This is a genomic window from Streptomyces sp. NPDC048484 (genome assembly GCF_040651415.1).
In the GTDB taxonomy this organism is placed as follows: domain Bacteria; phylum Actinomycetota; class Actinomycetes; order Streptomycetales; family Streptomycetaceae; genus Streptomyces.
This window is the reverse complement of the sequence record NZ_JBEZJY010000007.1, coordinates 239,283-257,389: the sequence shown is the minus strand read 5'-3', so window position 1 is coordinate 257,389 and position 18,107 is coordinate 239,283. Positions and strand designations below refer to the sequence as shown.

16 protein-coding genes and 1 tRNA gene are annotated in these 18,107 nt (G+C 67.6%); 9 read left to right on the top strand and 8 right to left on the bottom strand.

Annotation, left to right across the window (positions count from 1 at the left end; genetic code table 11):
- Nucleotides 1–26: 26 nt before the first annotated feature.
- A complete protein-coding gene (locus AB0D14_RS09960) occupies nt 27–1,667 on the bottom strand; it encodes a protein kinase (RefSeq protein ID WP_362776577.1) in 1,641 nt (546 codons plus the stop codon).
- 186 nt (nt 1,668–1,853) lie between these two features.
- Nucleotides 1,854–2,405 (bottom strand): DNA-binding protein, encoded by a 552-nt coding sequence (locus AB0D14_RS09955; protein WP_362776575.1) that lies wholly within the window; start codon nt 2,403–2,405, stop codon nt 1,854–1,856.
- A gap of 183 nt (nt 2,406–2,588) precedes the next feature.
- Here AB0D14_RS09955 and AB0D14_RS09950 point away from each other — a divergent pair.
- Nucleotides 2,589–2,661, top strand: a tRNA-Ala gene (locus AB0D14_RS09950).
- Between the two features lie 738 nt (nt 2,662–3,399).
- Here the strand turns inward: AB0D14_RS09950 and AB0D14_RS09945 are convergent.
- Entirely contained in the window at nt 3,400–4,119 is a 720-nt protein-coding gene (locus AB0D14_RS09945) for a DUF5324 family protein (RefSeq protein WP_362776572.1), read from the bottom strand.
- Between the two features lie 337 nt (nt 4,120–4,456).
- On the opposite strand from AB0D14_RS09945, the gene AB0D14_RS09940 reads away from it, so the two are divergent.
- Both AB0D14_RS09940 and AB0D14_RS09935 read left to right on the top strand, forming a co-directional pair.
- Nucleotides 4,457–4,984, top strand: a complete 528-nt coding sequence (locus AB0D14_RS09940; protein WP_362776569.1) for a peptidylprolyl isomerase — start codon at nt 4,457–4,459, stop codon at nt 4,982–4,984.
- A 139-nt stretch (nt 4,985–5,123) separates the two neighbouring features.
- Nucleotides 5,124–6,020, top strand: a complete 897-nt coding sequence (locus tag AB0D14_RS09935; protein ID WP_362776568.1) for a rhomboid family intramembrane serine protease — start codon at nt 5,124–5,126, stop codon at nt 6,018–6,020.
- 234 nt (nt 6,021–6,254) lie between these two features.
- On the opposite strand, the gene crgA is transcribed toward AB0D14_RS09935, so the two are convergent.
- Entirely contained in the window at nt 6,255–6,509 is a 255-nt protein-coding gene (gene crgA / locus AB0D14_RS09930) for a cell division protein CrgA (RefSeq protein WP_362776566.1), read from the bottom strand.
- A gap of 140 nt (nt 6,510–6,649) precedes the next feature.
- Here crgA and AB0D14_RS09925 point away from each other — a divergent pair, with 140 nt between their 5' ends.
- The 6 genes from AB0D14_RS09925 to AB0D14_RS09900 all read left to right on the top strand — a co-directional run bounded on the left by AB0D14_RS09925 (nt 6,650) and on the right by AB0D14_RS09900 (nt 11,585).
- Complete coding sequence (locus AB0D14_RS09925; RefSeq protein WP_362776564.1) at nt 6,650–7,429, top strand: DUF881 domain-containing protein; 780 nt, start codon at nt 6,650–6,652, stop codon at nt 7,427–7,429.
- Between the two features lie 24 nt (nt 7,430–7,453).
- Nucleotides 7,454–8,155, top strand: coding sequence for a class E sortase (locus AB0D14_RS09920; protein ID WP_362776562.1), 702 nt, complete (start codon nt 7,454–7,456; stop codon nt 8,153–8,155).
- Nucleotides 8,156–8,207: 52 nt separating this feature from the next.
- A complete protein-coding gene (locus tag AB0D14_RS09915; RefSeq protein ID WP_362776560.1) occupies nt 8,208–8,369 on the top strand; it encodes a hypothetical protein in 162 nt (53 codons plus the stop codon).
- Nucleotides 8,366–9,004: an aminodeoxychorismate/anthranilate synthase component II gene (locus tag AB0D14_RS09910; protein ID WP_362776558.1), complete on the top strand. Its 639-nt coding sequence runs from the start codon at nt 8,366–8,368 to the stop codon at nt 9,002–9,004. Before AB0D14_RS09915 ends, AB0D14_RS09910 begins: the two co-directional genes overlap by 4 nt.
- A 386-nt stretch (nt 9,005–9,390) precedes the next feature.
- Complete coding sequence (locus tag AB0D14_RS09905; RefSeq protein ID WP_362776624.1) at nt 9,391–10,728, top strand: class E sortase; 1,338 nt, start codon at nt 9,391–9,393, stop codon at nt 10,726–10,728.
- A gap of 119 nt (nt 10,729–10,847) precedes the next feature.
- Nucleotides 10,848–11,585 (top strand): class E sortase, encoded by a 738-nt coding sequence (locus tag AB0D14_RS09900; RefSeq protein ID WP_362776556.1) that lies wholly within the window; start codon nt 10,848–10,850, stop codon nt 11,583–11,585.
- Nucleotides 11,586–11,696: 111 nt separating this feature from the next.
- On the opposite strand, the gene AB0D14_RS09895 is transcribed toward AB0D14_RS09900, so the two are convergent.
- The 4 genes from AB0D14_RS09895 to AB0D14_RS09880 form a co-directional block, all read right to left on the bottom strand.
- Nucleotides 11,697–12,725, bottom strand: coding sequence for a restriction endonuclease (locus AB0D14_RS09895; protein WP_362776555.1), 1,029 nt, complete (start codon nt 12,723–12,725; stop codon nt 11,697–11,699).
- Between the two features lie 269 nt (nt 12,726–12,994).
- Nucleotides 12,995–14,995 (bottom strand): Stk1 family PASTA domain-containing Ser/Thr kinase, encoded by a 2,001-nt coding sequence (pknB, locus tag AB0D14_RS09890; protein ID WP_362776553.1) that lies wholly within the window; start codon nt 14,993–14,995, stop codon nt 12,995–12,997.
- Between the two features lie 169 nt (nt 14,996–15,164).
- Nucleotides 15,165–16,655, bottom strand: coding sequence for a penicillin-binding transpeptidase domain-containing protein (locus AB0D14_RS09885; protein WP_362776551.1), 1,491 nt, complete (start codon nt 16,653–16,655; stop codon nt 15,165–15,167).
- Nucleotides 16,652–18,091: an FtsW/RodA/SpoVE family cell cycle protein gene (locus AB0D14_RS09880; RefSeq protein ID WP_362776549.1), complete on the bottom strand. Its 1,440-nt coding sequence runs from the start codon at nt 18,089–18,091 to the stop codon at nt 16,652–16,654. The genes AB0D14_RS09885 and AB0D14_RS09880 overlap by 4 nt, the downstream gene beginning before the upstream one ends.
- Nucleotides 18,092–18,107: the final 16 nt, after the last annotated feature.

The following is an 18,107-nucleotide window of genomic DNA, read 5'->3' as shown; positions in this document are numbered from 1 at the left end:
GGTGGTTCAGCGGTGCCAGGGCCGGTTCAGATCCGTGTCAGTGCCCAGAACCCGATCGCGAAGCAGACGAGCGCGAGCAGCAGCACCGGAACTGTCACCAACATGGGCGGTCCGGGCCGCGGCCGCGCTCGCGCCCGCCTGGCACGGTGACGCGCGACGGGCTGCGGCTGCGGCTGCGACGGAACCTGAATGTCCTGAGCGGTGTATGAAGCAGTAGAGGCAGCTTCGTGCGGCTGCGGGCGCGGCACGGGGGCCGGGGTCGACGCGTACGGAGCCTGGGGGGAAGGCGCGTGAGTGGGTTCGTACGGGAGCGATGGGGCGTAGGCGGAACTCGGCAGGCCGAGCGGAGCGGAGGGAGCGGGGGGAGCAGAGGTACGAGGCGGGGGTGGCAGGTGGAAGCTGCCGGTGTCCGACGCGGTGAGGGGCTGCGGGGGGACGGGCCCGGTGGGCGCTCGCTCGGGCGAGGGACGTTCCGAGGGACGCTCGGGCGAGGGACGGTCGGGAGAAGGTGGGTCAGGAGTGGGGTGGGCCGCTGGGGGGACGGCTCCCGTGGAGGTCTCGGGGGATGCGGCGCCGTCTGTCGGTGCCTCCGGCTGCCCGGAGCCTGTTCGAACCTCCGGTGAGGCCGAGCCTGTCCGCGGGCCCGGCAGCGAGGCGTTCGGGGCCGGTCCTCGGCGCACGGTGTCGTGTCCCTGAGCCTGTCCCTGTGGCTGACCTCGTCCTGGCCCTCGTCCTGGCCCTTGTCCCGGCCCTCGCCCTTGGGGCCGGGACAAGGCGGTCGTGGTCGTGAGAGGGCCGTCAGGGCCGAACCCCGCTTGCAGCGGGCCGAGTTGGTCGAAGATCTCGATCAGCTCGTCGTCGGGGCCGGGCTCCGGCAGGAGCTCCCTGGCCGAGACGAGTGCCTTGCGTGCTCCTGTGGCGGTGCGGAACCGAGCCTGTGGGTCCGGTTCGAGCAGAGATGCCACGACCTGCCACAGGGGCTCGGGAACCCCCTTCGGGGCGCTCGGGGTGCCCTGGGCCGCGAAGTGCTCGACCAGCGTCTTGGCGTCGGGTTTGGCGCCTTCGAGGAGATAGAGGGCCACCAGGCCCACAGCGAAGAGGTCGGCGGGGAAGTCCGGGTCCGCGCCGAGCAGCTGCTCGGGCGCGAGGTAACCAGGCGTGCCCACCACGTAGTTGGTCTCCGTGAGCCGTGGGTCACCGAGACGCATCGAGATGCCGAAGTCGGACAGCCGCAGCCGGGGGCGGCCCGTGCCGGTCGCCTCCAGCAGGATGTTGGCGGGCTTGATGTCACGGTGCACGATCCCCTCCGCGTGCACCGCGGCGAGCCCCGCCAACAACTGGTCGAGCAGTGTGCAGACGAAGGCCGGCGGGAGAGGGCCGTAGTCCCCGATCAGATGGACCAGCGAACCCCCACCGACGAGGTCCATGGTGAACAGGACCTTGTCGTCGTCGGCCGCCCAGCTGGCGGGAGCGAGCACATGGGGATGATCGATCCGCACCGCCTGCTCGCGCACGAACCGCAGCAGCGAGTGGGCGTCGCTCTGCTGGAGCACTTTGGCGGCCACATACCGGCGCCGCCGGTGGTCCCAGGCGCGCCAGACCGCACCGACTCCCCCGCGTCCGATCGGGTCGACCAGTTCGTACCGTCCGGCGAAGACCTCACTCATGGTCGTGCGTCGCTCCCCCTTCGGCGGTCGGTACGGCAGCCTCTTCGAGGTACCCGGCTGCCCTGCTCTTCCGGGTGTCCGGCCTCCGCCGCCCGGATACCCGGCCGCCCGGCTGCCTGGCTTCCTGCTGCTGGAAAGCCACAACATGCTTCCAGCCGCAGGGCGTTCGGCTGCCGGGCGGTGTTCTCAGCTCTGGTGGGACTGGTAGTGGGCAACCGCGTCGGAGGTGCGCCCGGCTCCGTACACCCGGAGGAACTCTGCCAGTTCCGGGTGCGTCGGGGCGAGGGTGTCGGCCGCCTCGATGATGTCCCCCGCCGCGGACACCGAGCGCAGCAGTGACTGAATCTCGCGCACCACGCGCTTCACCGTCGGTGCCCCGCCCGAACTGGTGGTCGACTGCGTGGTGTTGCTCAGCACCGAGCCCCCCTGGGACTTCTTGATCTCCTCCATGCGCTCGGTGGCTTCCGCGGCGCTCACGCTGCCGTCCGCGACCTGGCCCGAGAGATCCTGCAGCAGCTGAACACGCTGGACCACCGCGGGATTGCCGATCTTGGCGCGCTGGCCGCTCATCAGCTGAGACAGCATGGGCGCGGACAGGCCGAGCACTCCCGCCAGGCGGGCCTGATTGAGCCCCAGGTCATCTATGAGCCTACGGAAGAGCGCCCCCAGCGGCTCCCCGTACCAGTTCCGCTGCAGCTCCCGGGCTCTCGCGGTTGCTTCCTGCTGTGCGGCGTCCATGCGCGTCTCCCCATCGCTTCCCCAAGTACCGTGGTTCGCTGTCGCGAACCACGTCGTGCATCTTACGGAGAGTGGTCGTACACGGGGACCCCCAATCCTTTTGCGGGATACCGGGGGTGACCCGGTACTCTGGTCTGCGGTGGCGGTCCAGAGGGCGATCTTTCTGGCGTATGCCTCCTTTTCGGGGCCTTAGCTCAGTTGGTAGAGCGCTGTCTTTGCATGGCAGATGTCAGGGGTTCGACTCCCCTAGGCTCCACGGAAAAGAACCCCCTCCGGCCTGGCTTTATGCAGGTCGGAGGGGGTTTTTGTATGTGGCGGGCAGGGATGGGACAGGGGCGGGGCGAGGGTCGGCCCCTGGCGGGGGAACCGGGAAAACGCCCGGCGCCCCGGTTGTGGCGCCGAGTGGGTCTCCGGCGTGAACTTTTTCGGTCTCAAGTTTTTTTCGGGGTACTCCCGTTCGGCGCCGGCCTGTTCAACAGGTCTGGGGCGACGGGGAATTGACCGTCCGTCGTGGGTGACGTGGCCTCGTCAACCTTCAAGGGGCACTTTTCTCGGGCCCCCGAGCCCCGTGGGCCGCTTGGCGGTGAAGTGCATCACAGGTATTTCGTTGCGATCTTTGCAATTGTTCGCGCAAAGAAGCGTGCGGGACGGGGTCGGGTGGCTGCCATGCGGGGGGTCCGGGTGGTGTGAGGGCAACATGCAGGAGTCGTGAAGGCTCGCGTGAGCTGCTGTGAACGCATGGGCGTAACCAGAGCGATGCACTCCGTTAAGCGAGTCGGCGTACATGTTGCACAGTCGGCCCGTTGCAAACGTCATCGCGAGAGAGGGGCGTGAAACGGTTCAGTGGAGTGGCGTCGGCTCTCAGCAGGCGGTGCCTGTTTCACGTGAAACACGGTTGGGGGGCAGGAGACCTCAGGTCTCCTGCCCCCCAACCGTTCAGCAGGTGCGGGGTGTGCGCCAGGCGTGTCAGGCTCGCCAGGTGTGGTCGGCCGCTTCAGCCGTGCTCCTTGCGGTCCGCCGCCTCCGCCTCCGCCTCAGCCTGCTTGGCCTGGACCTCGGGGTCGAGATCTTCCTGGCCGCTGCCGTCGACCGAGGCCAGACGGCCGGTCTCCGGAACCTCCGTGGCGGCGGGCGGCTCGACCAGCCAGTCGGGGTTGGCCTGCTTGTCCCACCACTTCCAGGCGGCGAAGGCGCCGCCGGCCAGGATGCCCAGAACCGCCAGCCCCTTGGCGAGACGGCCGGCCCTGGCCCGCCGCTCGTGCTTGCGGACCAGCTTCTCGACCTCCTTGGCCGAGATCTGACCGCGCAGGGCCGCGAGCGCCGCCGTCCTCCGGGATGCGGCCTCCTCACGGGCGGGCCCGGCCGCGGCCCTGGCCTGCTCAAGCCTCGGGCGGGAGTAGTCCGCGGCCTGTCGGGCGGCCTTGCGGGTACGAACCGCGGCCTCGTGTGCCGCCTGGTCGACCTTCGGCGGCATATGGGTGAGCGCCTGCTCAAGGCGTGGTGCGAGATGAGCGTCGTACTGAGTGCGTGCCTGTTCGGCGGCCTGGAGAGCGGCGGACGACACCTTGGGCGCGAGCTTGACGCGTGCTTCATTCGCGTAGTGGGTGGCTCGGTCCTTTGTAGTGTCGGCGTAGGGCGCCACCACTTCCGCGGCGTGCCGCACGCTGTCCTTCGCCGACTCGGTTGCCGCGCGCACGCTGTCCTTGCGGGTCACGGGATCCTCCTCCTCGGTGGCGTACACGGGGGTTTGGGGCCATCCCCCAGAAAGTCACAGTTCACCTTTCCACCCTTATCCGGATCATGCCTGCCCGAGCGCTTCGGGGCATGCGAGGGCAGGCATCCGGGTCATGAATGGTGACTCCGGGCGTACTTGGTGAAATAACCGATCAATACGGTGCAACAGGAGCCTGCGACGACAATGCCACGGATCCCCGGACCGCGCGCCTGTTTGGTGCGAAGCGGCTGAAGCGGTCCGTACGGCGGTGACAGAAGACTGGCGGCGCGGTCCGTGCGAGGATCGGTGAGTCACAAAGGACAACGGAAGGCAGATCGTGGCTGAGCAGCTGTACGCCACCCTGAAGACCAATCACGGCGACATCGAAGTGCGGCTCCTGCCGAACCACGCGCCCAAGACGGTCCGGAACTTCGTCGAGCTCGCCAAGGGTGAGCGGGAGTGGACCAATCCGGCCACCGGTGCGAAGTCCACGGACAAGCTCTACGACGGCACGGTCTTCCACCGAGTGATCAGCGGTTTCATGATCCAGGGCGGTGACCCGCTGGGCAACGGCACCGGCGGTCCCGGCTATGAGTTCGAGGACGAGTTCCACCCGGACCTCGCCTTCGACAAGCCGTACCTGCTGGCCATGGCGAACGCCGGCCCGGGCACCAACGGCTCGCAGTTCTTCGTCACGGTTTCCCCGACGGCGTGGCTGACCCGCAAGCACACCATCTTCGGTGAGGTCACCGAGGGGGCCAGCCAGAAGGTCGTGGACGCCATCGCCGCGCTGCAGACCAACCCGCGCACCGACCGCCCTGTCAACGACGTCGTCATCGAGTCGGTCGTCATCGAGACCCGCTGAATCGAGACCCGTCGGTGAGCCCCCTTCCGGCCCTGTGCCGGAGGGCTCCCGCAGGGAACCAAACGCCCCGCCCGTCCGTAGGGATGAGCGGGGCGGCGTGTTGCGTACCCCGTGCGTACAGAAGGATGAGGGGATCCCGATGGATCAGGCGCCAGGCAGCCCGCAGGAACCACAGGGGGCCCCGAGCCTGCCGACCTGCTACCGGCACCCGGACCGGGAGACCGGCATCCGCTGTGTCCGGTGCGACCGCCCCATCTGTCCGGAATGCATGATCAGTGCTTCGGTCGGCTTCCAGTGCCCCGAGTGCGTACGGGACGGTTCCGGCACAGGGCACGCCCCGAGCGCCTCCCAGCCCCGCACCCTCGCGGGCGGCACGGTCAGCGCGGACCCCCGGCTGTTCACCAAGATCCTCGTCGGGCTCAACCTCGCCGTCTTCCTGGTTCAGCTCTCCGTGGGCGACCGCTTCACCGACAGCTTCGACCTGATCGGGCGGGCGTTCGTGCCGATCCTCGGAGAGGTCGAGGGCGTCGCCGAGGGCCAGTGGTACCGCATGGTCACGGCGATGTTCCTGCACGGGAGCTATATCCACATCGCTTTCAACATGCTCAGCCTGTGGTGGATCGGTGGTCCCCTGGAGGCGGCGCTCGGCCGCGCCCGCTATCTCGCCCTGTACGGGGTCTCCGGCCTGGCGGGCAGCGCGCTGACGTATCTGATCGCCGAGCCGAACCAGCCCTCGCTCGGCGCCTCCGGCGCGATCTTCGGCCTCTTCGGCGCCACCGCCATCCTGATGCGGCGCCTGAACTACGACATGCGCCCGGTGATCGCCCTGCTGGTGATCAACCTGATCTTCACCTTCGGGTGGAGCAACATCGCCTGGGAAGCCCATATCGGCGGTCTCGTCGGCGGTGTCCTCATCGGTTACGCCATGGTGCACGCACCCCGGGAGCGACGGGCGCTCATCCAGTACGGCGCCTGCGCGCTGGTGCTGATCGCGGTTGTGGTCATGACACTCGTAAGGACGGGTCAGCTCACCTGAGCGGGGCGACCCGTGGCCACGTTGTCCACAGACCGTGGCGGATCTTGTGCATGCTGTGTGGGAACAAGTGTGCCCCCTGTCGCTGACCTGGGTTTCCCCAGGCAGGACAGGGGGCGAACACATTTCCGGATCCCGGTAGGTCAGTCACACCGGCGTCAACACCCGACGGGTTATCCACAGATCTTCCGACCTTTTCCCCACTGTGGAAACTCCTGTGGATAACTCAGTGGACCGCTACTTCCACTGCGTCGAAACGCCGAACCCCGCCGCGATGAAGCCGAAGCCGACCACGATGTTCCAGTTGCCCAGTGAGTCGACCGGCAGGGAGCCGTCCGTCACGTAGAACACGACGATCCAGGCGAGGCCGATGAGGAACAGGGCCAGCATCACCGGGGCGACCCAGGCGCGGCTGTTCAGCTTGATATTGGTCGCCTGCTTCGCCGGGGGCGGCGTGTAGTCGGCCTTCTTGCGGATACGTGACTTCGGCACGAGGGTCTCTCCTGTCGATGCGCTGCGTGGCCGCGCAGGGAACGTGGGCTGCTCCGGGCAGCGTACAAGGGGACTCTTAGCGCTCCCCCGGGCGTCCGTTAGCGTAGTGCTTCCGTGGCGCCGAAGGAGATAAGGGTACGTTGAGCAATTCTGCCGACTCTCCCCAGCCGGGTTCCAGCCCTGACCGTATCCGGAGATTCCGGCCGGTGCGGCTACTGACCGTGTCCGTCTTCGCCCTGGCCGGGCTGATCTTCTTCACCAGCTTCGACACGGCCAAGGGCACCGACATCCGTACGGACGCCTCGCTGCTGAAGCTCTCCGACCTCATCCAGGAGCGCAGCCACAAGAACGGGCGGTTCGACGAGAGCAACGGATCGCTGCGCGACGACGTCGAGAACCTCGCCGAGCGGGACAACGGCAGCACCGCCGCGGAGGCGGCCAAGCTGTCCGCCCTGGAGAAGAACGCGGGCACCCAGAAGCTCAAGGGCAAGGCCCTCACCGTCACCCTCAACGACGCGCCTGCGAACGCGACGGCCAAGCTCCCCGGCTATCCCGAGCCGCAGCCCGACTACCTGGTCATCCACCAGCAGGACCTGCAGGCCGTGGTCAACGCGCTGTGGCAGGGCGGAGCCAAGGGGATCAAGGTCATGGACCAGCGGCTGATCTCCACCAGCGCCGTCCGCTGCGTCGGCAACACGCTGATCCTCCAGGGCCGCGTCTACTCGCCCCCGTACAAGATCCAGGCGGTCGGCGACCCGGAGAAGCTGGAGAAGGCCCTCACGGCGTCCCCGGCGATCCAGAACTACATGGTCTACGTCAACGTCTACGGGCTCGGCTGGAAAGTCGAGGAGGACGGGGCGGTGACTCTTCCCGGCTACTCGGGCACAGTGGATCTCCACTACGCGAAGCCTGTGGAGTAACTGCCGCTGGGGGACCCTGTGTCGGTGCGAGTGGTCGTCAGGACGTTCAGCGAGCTGTGCATCACGGTCGGCACCGTGATCGTGCTCTTCGTCGTCTACGTGCTCTTCTGGACGGGTGTGAAGGCCGACACCGCGATGGACGACCAGATCGCCCAGCTCCAGGAGCAGTGGGCGAAGGGTTCTGTGACCGCCGGGCCCGACGAGCCGAGATCGACGGAGGGCCCGGGTGCGACTCCCCGGAAGCCCACCGCCTACCAGGACGGCAGGCCCTTCGCCGTCATGTACATCCCGCGGCTTGGTTTCACGTGGAACAAGCCCGTGCTCGAAGGAACGAAGACGAAGACCCTCAAGAAGGGCCTGGGCCACTACGCCAGCACCGCGCAACTCGGTGAACGGGGCAACTTCGCCGTCGCCGGCCACCGCCGGACGTACGGGGACCCCTTCAAGGACTTCCCCCGGTTGCGCCCGGGGGACCCGGTGGTGCTGACCGACGGCACGACCTGGTTCACGTACCGCATCGACACCAAGCCCTACAAGACGCTGCCCAGTGACACAGCGGTCATCGGCCCCGTACCGAAGAAGTCCGGGTACACGCGAGCGGGCCGCTATCTGACGCTGACCACCTGTGAACCCGAATGGGGCCACAGTCACCGGCTGATCATCTGGGCACACCTTGATGCGACCCAGCCCACAGAGGCTGGGAAACCGGAGGCTCTACGCCGTTAGTCTGGTTGGGTACGGCGTGAGTCTGGTGCCGTGGTGCTACGGAAGGGACGGCATGTACGGCTTTATCTGGCGGGTTCTGCCGGGGAACACGTGGATCAAGGCACTGATCTCCATCGTGCTGGTCCTCGCGGTGGTCTACGTGCTCTTCCAGTACGTCTTCCCGTGGGCCGAACCGCTGCTGCCCTTCAACGATGTGACGGTGGACAACCAGTGAGCGCGCGGATTCTCGTCGTCGACAACTACGACAGCTTCGTCTTCAACCTGGTCCAGTACCTCTACCAGCTCGGCGCCGAGTGCGAGGTGCTGCGCAACGACGAGGTGGCGATGACGCACGCGCAGGACGGGTTCGACGGCGTACTGCTGTCGCCCGGCCCGGGTACGCCCGAGGAGGCCGGGGTCTGCGTCGACATGGTGCGGCACTGCGCCGCGACCGGGGTTCCCGTCTTCGGGGTCTGCCTCGGAATGCAGTCGATGCAGGTGGCGTACGGCGGTGTGGTGGACCGCGCGCCCGAGCTGCTGCACGGCAAGACCTCGCTCGTCGAGCACGAGGGCAAGGGGGTGTTCGCCGGACTGCCGTCCCCGTTCACCGCCACCCGCTACCACTCGCTGGCCGCCGAGCCGAAGACCGTGCCCGCCGACCTGGAGGTCACGGCCCGTACCCACGACGGGATCATCATGGGTCTCAGACATCGTGAACTGCCGGTCGAGGGCGTGCAGTTCCACCCCGAGTCCGTGCTGACCGAGCATGGTCACCACATGCTGGCCAACTGGCTGGTCGAGTGCGGCGACCTGCGAGCTGTGGCCAGGTCGGTGGGGCTCGCCCCGGTGGTGGGCAGGGTCACGGCGTGACCGCCCTGCGCCCTGAGCGCGACAGTGCCGCCCCGTACGGCGAGGACGCCGGGTACGGGGGCGCTGCTGCGTTCGAGGCGCCGGATGCCTACGGGGGTGCTGCCCCCGCCGCCCCCGCGGCCTCCTTCGAGGTGGCCCCTGATATCGGGCTGACGGGCGACGGCCGGACGGGCGGCGCGATGCGGGCCGCCGTCGACGGGCTCGCCGACCCGCTCAGCGACCCTCTGCCGGGCCGCCGGCAGCCCGTGGCGCCGGAGCAGGAGTGGTACGACCCCCAGGCGTACGCACCGGACTGGAGCGTCGGGCAGAGCGCTTCGGCGTACTCGGAGCCGATGCGCCGCGCGCGCACGGAGCCGGCGCACGGCTATTCCGAAGCCGAACCACGAGTGCCGTACACAGCGCCTCAGCAGCCGCACGCCCGGCCGCAAGCGTCGACGCCGCCCTATGCGCAACCGCAGGCGCCCTATGGGCAGGCGGGGTCCTCCCACACGGACCCCCGGTCCGCGTACACCGGGTCCCAGCCGTCGTACGCTCAGCCGCAGTCCGCGCAGTCCGCGCAGTCCGCGTACACCGAGCCGCCCCGGCCGTACGAGGAGCAGCGGACGGCATACGGGGAGTCCGGATCCCGCCCCGGGTACCAGGAGGCCCGGCCGCAGGAGGCTCGGCCGCCGTACGAGGGGGTGCCGCAGGCCCCGTACGAGGCGGCGTACGCCCCCGCGGGAGCCGCCGCGGACCCCCGGCCGGAGCCTCAGCCGTATGCGCCGCCGTACGGGGCTTCCTCCGCGGCCGACGAGACGCTCGCGCTGTCCGTCACCGACTTCGCGCCCTCGGCCGGCTCGCCGACGCCCTCCGTGCCCTCTGCAGGCCCCGCAGCGCCCTCGAGTGGCCAGGGTGCCCCGGGCGGCCGCGCGGCCCGCCGTAAGGCTTCCAGGCACCGTGGAAGGCGCGGCGGGCCGGGGGTCGACGGTGCGCAGGACGAGCCGGTGGACTCCGATGCATCAGAGGCACCCACTTCGCGTGTGGCGGCGCGGCGTGCGGCGCGGGCGCGGAAGCCGGGCGCGGCCGTGATGGCCAGCCGGGCGATCGGCGAGGTCTTCATCACCACCGGCGTACTGATGCTGCTGTTCGTGACCTACCAGCTGTACTGGACGAACATCCGGGCCCACGCGCAGGCCGACAGCGCGGCGAGCAGCCTGCAGAACGACTGGGCGAGCGGCAAGGGTGCTCCGGGGACGTTCGAGCCCGGCCAGGGTTTCGCCCTCCTGCACATCCCGAAACTCGACGTGGTGGTGCCGATAGCCGAGGGCACGGACAAGAAGCGGGTGCTGGACCGCGGCATGGTCGGCCACTACGCCGAGGAAGGCGTGAAGACCGCGATGCCGGACGCCAAGAAGGGCAACTTCGGGCTCGCGGGTCACCGCAACACCCACGGCGAACCGTTCCGCTACATCAACCGTCTCAAGCCGGGCGACCCGATCGTCGTCGAGACGCAGGACAAGTACTTCGTCTACAAGATGGCCTCGATCCTGCCGGTGACGTCGCCGAGCAACACGTCCGTCCTGGACGCGGTCCCCAAGGGATCGACGTTCAAGTCGGCGGGCCGCTACATCACTCTCACGACCTGCACCCCGGAATTCACCAGCAAGTACCGGATGATCGTCTGGGGCACGATGGTCGAGGAGCGATCGCGGGACAAGGGCAAACCGGACGCGCTCGTCGGCTGAACGCGCGGAGCGGACGGGCGCGCCCTGAAGCAAGATTCCTGAGCACGACTTCTGAAAACGACTTCTGAACTTCTGAACTTCTGAACACGACTTCTGAGACACCAGACGGGGAAAACGCAGTGGCAGCGACGACCGACCACGAAGAGCACACGGACGCGTCGGCGTCCTCGCCCGCGCCGCGCCGCGGCGGCGGCCGGATCGCGGCAGCCGTCAGCTTCTTCGGCGAGCTCCTCATCACGGCCGGTCTGGTCCTCGGCCTGTTCGTCGCCTACTCGTTGTGGTGGACGAACGTGATCGCGGACCGCGAGGCCGACAAGCAGGGCGACAAGATGCGCGACCACTGGGCCGAGGACCGCGGCCCGGTCGGCCTGGACACCAAGGACGGCATCGGCTTCCTGCACGTCCCGGCGATGAAGAACGGTGAGGTGCTGGTCAAGAAGGGCACCGCCACGAAACTGCTCAACAACGGCATCGCCGGCTACTACACCGACCCCGTGAAGTCCGCCCTCCCGCGGGACAAGAAGGGCAACTTCTCGCTGGCGGCCCACCGCGACGGCCACGGAGCGAAGTTCCACAACATCGACAAGGTCAAGAAGGGCGACGCGATCGTCTTCGAGACCAAGAACGACTGGTACGTCTACAAGGTCTACGCGACCCTTCCGGAGACGTCGAAGTTCAACGTCAAGGTCCTCGCGCCCGTCCCCGGGGACTCGGGGAAGGCGAAGGCGGGCCGCTACATCACGCTGACCACCTGCACGCCGGTCTACACGTCCCGCTACCGGTACGTGGTCTGGGGCGAGCTGGACCGCGTGGAGAAGGTGAACGACGAGCGGACACCTCCGGCGGAGCTGCGCTGATGTGACCGAGGTCCTTGGAAGAGCTCAGTCGTCCAGTGCCGCGGCACTAGCATGGCGGAGGCCCGAAGCCGCAACTTTCTCTTGCGGCTTCGGGCCTCTGTTGTGCGGTACCTAGCGCAGCGCTTTGAGGCGCACTCCGGCGCTCCACGCCTCCAGCTCGTCGCGGTTCACGGTGATGACTCCGCTCAGGTCGGCGATCGCCTGCGCTTCCAGGCTGAAGTTGCACGTGGCGACGAACAGGGCGACATCCACAGGGGTGATGGCTCGTGCGGCACCTGCGAACTTCTGCATGTCGGCACTCGGAACGGACGACCGGCCGGCGCGGTTCTTGCACTGGACAGCCACCGTACGGCCGTCAGCCGTGCATGCCGTGATGTCGATGCCTCGATCGGTTCGGGCTTGCCGGACGACGACCTGCGTGCAGCCGTCACGGCGCAGCAGGTCGGCGATGTGACGCTCGAATGCCTGCCATGTCATCGCCTTGATGGACGCCCTGACCGAATCGGCTGGAACTTCTCCTTCCAGGCTGCGGAGCCGTCGGTGGTGCCAGCACAGCTTGCGCTCCACGTTCTCGATGTCGTCACGGAGTGCGATGAGTTCGCGGCGGTGCTCGCTCGACGTCTCGATCAGGGCGTTGAACATAGGGACGACCGTCTTGCCGAGGATGTGGGTGATGCGGTCGTCGAGGGGAGCGGCCTCACTCGGGGCAGTTTGATCTAGGGGATGGGTGCGTGCCAGGGACTCAACGTCGAGGAGGTAGGTGCGCACCTCGCGGGCTACCTTGCTGTCGCGGAGGAGCATGGCGATGTTGAGCACGGCTCGTCGGGAGTAGATCGTGAGGCTGCGGCGGGGCTGTGGATAACTCCCGAGCGAGAGTGACACGTTGTCACTCTCGAATTTTCGCAGGTCAGCGCCACGCAGCACGGCAAGCCCGTTGACTTCCAGTTCTTCACGGTGTCGTTTGACCAGTTGTCGAATCGTCTCGACGGCGACGCTGAAGTATGTGGCAACCATCCCAGTCGTCACATGCATGCCGTCCGGCAGCAGTGACAGTGCCTTGACTCTGTCGAGCACTTCTGTGCGCTCCAGCGCACCGTCGCGCAGGGTCTTCGATTCCAGCAGAGCCGCTTCGTTGATCACGCCCTGTCCCTTCTGCTCGTGCAGTGGCCACACGGCCAGGGCTGGGCTCTGACTTCCCACCCCATCCGTTCAACGAGTCGGGACATACGAAGATGTGGTCGGATCTCGCTCAGGTGATCGAGCGCTGATCGAGCGGATGGTTCGGCCTTCTGGTACGCGCAGTCGTCCCTGCCGTACGACGAAGCCCCCGGCGCCCTCAAGAGAGGGCGCCGGGGGCTTCGTCGTGGTCCGGTGGAGCGGAGGCGTCAGGCCGGGGGAAGTCCGAGGGATCAGTTCCCGAAGATGCCGCCGTTGCCGTTGCCACCGCCGCCGTTGTTGTTGTTGTTCTGCCCGCCAACCGTGACGAGGTTGACCCGGTCGCCGGGCTTCACCTCGGTGCCTTCACCCGGGTCGCTGATGAGGACGATGGCGTTGTCGTCCTGCGAGCCCTGCACGTTGCCGAGCTGGAGCTGGTTCTCCGTGAGCACCTGCTTGGCCTGGGCGAGGGTCAGCTGGGTCACCTTCGGCATGGCGATCTTCTGTTCCTCTTCCTTCTCCTTCGCCTTGCCGATCTGGATGTTCACCGTGGACCCGGGGTCGGCCGGCGAGTTGGCCTGGGGCGAGGTCGCGATGACCTTGCCGACCAGGTTGTCGTCGTCGGTCTCCACATCGGTGCAGTTACCCGTGAGGTCGTTCTGCTCCATCTGTGCCTTGGCCTGGTCACAGCTCTGGCCGCTGACATCCGGAACAGTGACCTGTTCCTTCTCCTTGGCGACGGTGAGAGTGATCGTGGAACCCTTCTCCACCTCGTCACCCGCGGAGGGGTCCTGGTCCAGGACGGTGCCGGGGTCCTCGCTGGACTCCTTGCTCTCCGTCTTGACCTCGAACTCGTACTTACCGTCCTCGAGCTTCTTGGTGGCGTCCGCCACCGGATCGTCGATGACGTTGGGAACGGCCACCTTCGGCGCGCCCGAAGACACCGTCAGCGTGATCGTGTCGCCCTTTTGGACTTCGGTCTTCGCGGCCGGGTTCTGGTCGCAGACGCTGTTCTTGGGCGTGTTCTCACACGGCTTCTTGTTGATCGTGAGTTTGAGATCGACGTTGGACGCCGTCTGTTTGGCGTCGGCCACGGTCCGGTTCACGAAGTTGGGCGTGTCGATCGAGTCGTTCCCGTTGCCGCCGGTCCCGCTGAACGCCCACTTGCCGATGAGGATCGCGCCGATCAGCACGAGCACACCGGCGACGACCAGAAGGATCGTCGAGGTGTTGTTCTTCTTCTGCTGACGGCGCCGGCCGGCCCGGTCGTCGTAGCCGAAGCCGCCGTCGTCCGGGTTCGTCGGAGGCAGCAACGTGGTGTGCTGGCCGTCCGCGGAGCGCAGGGCCGTCGTCGGCTGGTCGTCCGGGTAGCCGCCGTAGCCGACCGAACCCATGGCCGCGGTGGCCGCGACGGGCTGACCGTCGAGGCAGGCCTCGATGTCGACGCGCATCTCGTCGGCCGACTGGTACCGGTAGTCCGGGTCCTTGGTGAGCGCCTTCAGGACGATGGCGTCCATCTCGGGCGTGATCTCCGGGTCGAACACGCTCGGCGCCTGTGGCTCCTCGCGTACGTGCTGGTACGCGACCGCGACCGGGGAGTCCCCGATGAACGGCGGGCGGACCGTCAGGAGCTCGTACAGCAGGCAGCCCGTGGAGTACAGGTCGGAGCGGGCGTCGACCGGCTCGCCCTTCGCCTGTTCCGGCGAGAGGTACTGGGCCGTTCCTATGACCGCCGAGGTCTGCGTCATCGTCATGCCGGAGTCGCCCATCGCGCGGGCGATGCCGAAGTCCATGACCTTGACCTGGCCGTTGCGCGTCAGCATGATGTTCGCCGGTTTGATGTCCCGGTGGACGATGCCGGCGCGGTGCGAGTACTCGAGTGCCTGGAGGATGCCGATGGTCATCTCCAGCGTGCGCTCGGGCAGCAGCTTGCGCCCGGAGTGCAGCAGCTCGCGCAGCGTGGACCCGTCGACGTACTCCATCACGATGTACGGGATGGAGATGCCCTCGATGTAGTCCTCACCCGTGTCGTACACGGCGACGATCGCGGGATGGTTGAGCGAGGCGGCCGACTGGGCCTCCCGGCGGAAGCGGGCCTGGAACGACGGGTCGCGTGCGAGGTCCGCCCGCAGCGTCTTCACCGCCACGGTGCGGCCGAGCCGGGTGTCATGGGCGAGATGTACCTCCGCCATGCCACCACGGCCGAGCACATGGCCCAGCTCGTACCGGCCGCCGAGGCGACGCGGCTCTTCCATAGCTACCTACCAGCCTTTTCCGACGGTCCTGACCACACCACGTGTGGTCCGGCGGTGTGCTGTCCGGGCATACCGTACCCGGACCGCCTTGACTGACCTGGCCACAACCGTCACCCGATACAGGACCGGTATCGCAACGTGCACCGATGTGAAGGGGACGTGAGCGGGGTCACTTCTTGCTGTCGATGACTGCCTTCATCACGTCCCTCGCGATCGGAGCGGCGAGACCGCCGCCGGAGATGTCGTCACGGGCGGCACTCTCGTCCTCGACGACCACGGCGACGGCGACCGGAGAGCTGCCGTCCTCGACCTTCGCGTACGAGATGAACCAGGCATACGGGTTCGCGCTGTTGTTCTCGCCGCGCTGGGCGGTACCGGTCTTGCCGCCGACGGTGACGCCGTCCTCGTTGATCTGGCCCTTGGTGCCGGTGCCCTCCTTGACGACCGTCTCCATCATCGACTGCAGGATCTGGGCGTTCTCCTCGGAGAGCGGCTGACTCATTTCCTCGGGGTCGGTCTGCTCGATGACGTCGAGGCTCGGTGCCTGGAGCTTGTCGACCATGTACGGCTTCATGAGCTTGCCGTTGTTGGCGACGGCCGAGGCCACCATGGCCATCTGCAGCGGGGTCGTGGCGGTCTCGAACTGGCCGATGGAGCTGAGCGCGGTCTGCGGCCTGTCCATCTTCTCGGGGAAGACGGAGGCGCTGGAGCGGATCGGAATGAACTGCTCCTCGCCGAAGCCGAACTTCTTGGCGGTCTCCAGCATCTTGTCCTTGCCGAGATCCGCTCCCACCTTGCCGAAGACGGTGTTGCAGGAGTACTTGAGGGCGTTGCGGAGCGTGGCGTTCTTACACGGGATATTGCCCTCGTTCGGCAGATCCTGCGTGGTGTCCGGCATGGTCCACGGGTCCGGCGAATCGGTCTTCGCGTCGGGGTCCGTGTAGAGATCGTGCTCCAGCGCGGCCGCGGCCGTGACCACCTTGAAGGTGGATCCGGGCGGGTAGATCTCGCGCAGTGCTCGGTTGAGCGTCGGGTCGTCGCGGTTGTTCTTCTTCTGGAGCCGGTCCCAGGCCTTGCCGTCGACCTTGGTGGAGTTCCCGGCGAACGAGGAGGGGTCGTACGAGGGAGTGGAGGCCAGCGCCAGGATCGCGCCGGTCTCCGGGTCGATCGCGGCGACGGCACCCTTGCCCTGCTTCAGCAGGCCGTTGTACGCGGCCTTCTGCGCGGCGGCGTTGAGCGTGGTGACGACGTTGCCGCCCTCCTGCTTCTCGCCGGTGAGCATGTCGAGCGTGCGCCGGAAGAAGAGCCGGTCGTCGTTGCCGGTGAGGATGCCGTCCTCGATGCTCTCCAGCTGCGTGGCGCCGAAGGCCTGCGAGGCGTAGCCCGTGACGGGGGCCCACATCGGGCCGTCCTTGTACGTGCGCTTGTAGTCGAAGTCGTTGAAGTCGTCACCGCTCGTCTTCTTGGACCCGGTGATCGGGTTGCCGTCGACGATGATGTCGCCGCGCGGTGTGGCGTAGCGCGCGATGGCGACGCGGCGGTTCTTGGTGTCCTTCTTCAGCGAGTCCGCCTGGACGTACTGGATCCAGTTGTCGCGGATGAGCAGGGCGAGCACGAGGAGCCCGCAGAAGAGGGCGATCCGGCGCAGTGGCTTGTTCACGGTCGGACCACCTGGGTCATCTCGGCGTCGGGGTTGGGTGCGGGGGCGGGCGCGGGCCGGCGCGCGGTGTCGCTGATCCGGATCAGGATGCCGATGAGTGCCCAGTTGGCGATGACGGAGGAACCTCCGTAGGCCAGGAAGGGCATCGTCATACCGGTCAGCGGGATCAGGCCCATGACGCCGCCGGCGACCACGAAGACCTGGAGGGCGAAGGCGCCGGACAGGCCGATGGCGAGGAGTTTGCCGAAGGGGTCGCGGGCGGCGAGGGCGGTGCGTACGCCGCGTTCCACGATCAGGCCGTACATCAGCAGGATCGCCATCACGCCGGCCAGGCCCAGCTCCTCGCCGAAGGTGGCGAGGATGAAGTCGGAGTTGGCGGCGAAGCCGATGAGGTCGGAGTCGCCCTGGCCGAGGCCGGTGCCGAGGGTGCCGCCGGAGCCGAAGGCCCACAGGGCCTGCATGGACTGCTCGGTGTGGCCGATGACGCCCTGCTGGCTGAGCTCGTACTCGTGCATCGGGTCGAGCCAGGCCTGGACGCGCTGCTGCACGTGGGACTCGAAGGACGCGACGCCGACGGCGCCGGCCGCGGACATCAGCATTCCGAACACGATCCAGCTGGTCCGCTCGGTGGCGACGTACAGCATGATCACGAACATGCCGAAGAAGAGCAGCGAGGTACCGAGGTCGGTCTCGAAGACCAGGATCAGGATGGACAGCGCCCAGATGACGACGATCGGGCCGAGGTCACGCCCGCGCGGCAGGTAGAGCCCCATGAAGCGGCGGCTGGCCAGGGCCAGGGCGTCGCGTTTCACCATGAGATAGCCCGCGAAGAACACCGCCAGGGCGATTTTCGCGAACTCACCGGGCTGGATGGTGCCGAGGCCGGGGATTTTGATCCAGATCCGCGCGCCGAAGACGTTCACGCCGAGGCCCGGGACCAGCGGGAGGAGCAGCAGGATCACCGCGGCGACCATGGAGATGTAGGTGTAGCGCTGCAGGACGCGGTGGTCCTTGAGGAAGACCAGTACGACCACGAACAGGGCGACACCCAGCGCGGAGTTCAGCAGCTGGCGGGGGGCGGCCTCGAAGAAGGTGGATTTCTCCTGCAGTCGCTGCGACTGGTCCAGGCGCCACACGACCGCCAGGCCGATGCCGTTGAGCAGCGTGGCCAGCGGCAGCATCAGCGGGTCCGCGTACGGTGCGAACTTCCGTACGACGAGGTGGCCGACGCCCGCGAGCAGGCCGAGGCCGAGGCCGTAGCTGAGCAGGCCGGGCGGCACGGAGCCGTTCATGGCCAGACCGACGTTGGCATAGGCGAACACCGCGATGAGCACGGCGAACACGAGCAGCGCGAGCTCGGTGTTGCGTCTGCTCGGTGTGCCGATCGCGCCGATCGTGGACGTGTGCTGCGTCGATGGATTGGAAGTACTGCTCATCGTGTGACAGGGCCCC

What these genes read in the sequence shown, in the direction of transcription:
- AB0D14_RS09960 (WP_362776577.1), bottom strand. Translation starts at nt 1,667, where the DNA reads ATGAGTGAGGTCTTCGCCGGACGGTACGAACTGGTCGACCCGATCGGA.
- AB0D14_RS09915 (WP_362776560.1), top strand. Translation starts at nt 8,208, where the DNA reads ATGTACGGCTTTATCTGGCGGGTTCTGCCGGGGAACACGTGGATCAAG.
- pknB (WP_362776553.1), bottom strand. Translation starts at nt 14,995, where the DNA reads ATGGAAGAGCCGCGTCGCCTCGGCGGCCGGTACGAGCTGGGCCATGTG.
- AB0D14_RS09955 (WP_362776575.1), bottom strand. Translation starts at nt 2,405, where the DNA reads ATGGACGCCGCACAGCAGGAAGCAACCGCGAGAGCCCGGGAGCTGCAG.
- AB0D14_RS09880 (WP_362776549.1), bottom strand. Translation starts at nt 18,091, where the DNA reads ATGAGCAGTACTTCCAATCCATCGACGCAGCACACGTCCACGATCGGC.
- AB0D14_RS09935 (WP_362776568.1), top strand. Translation starts at nt 5,124, where the DNA reads ATGGATCAGGCGCCAGGCAGCCCGCAGGAACCACAGGGGGCCCCGAGC.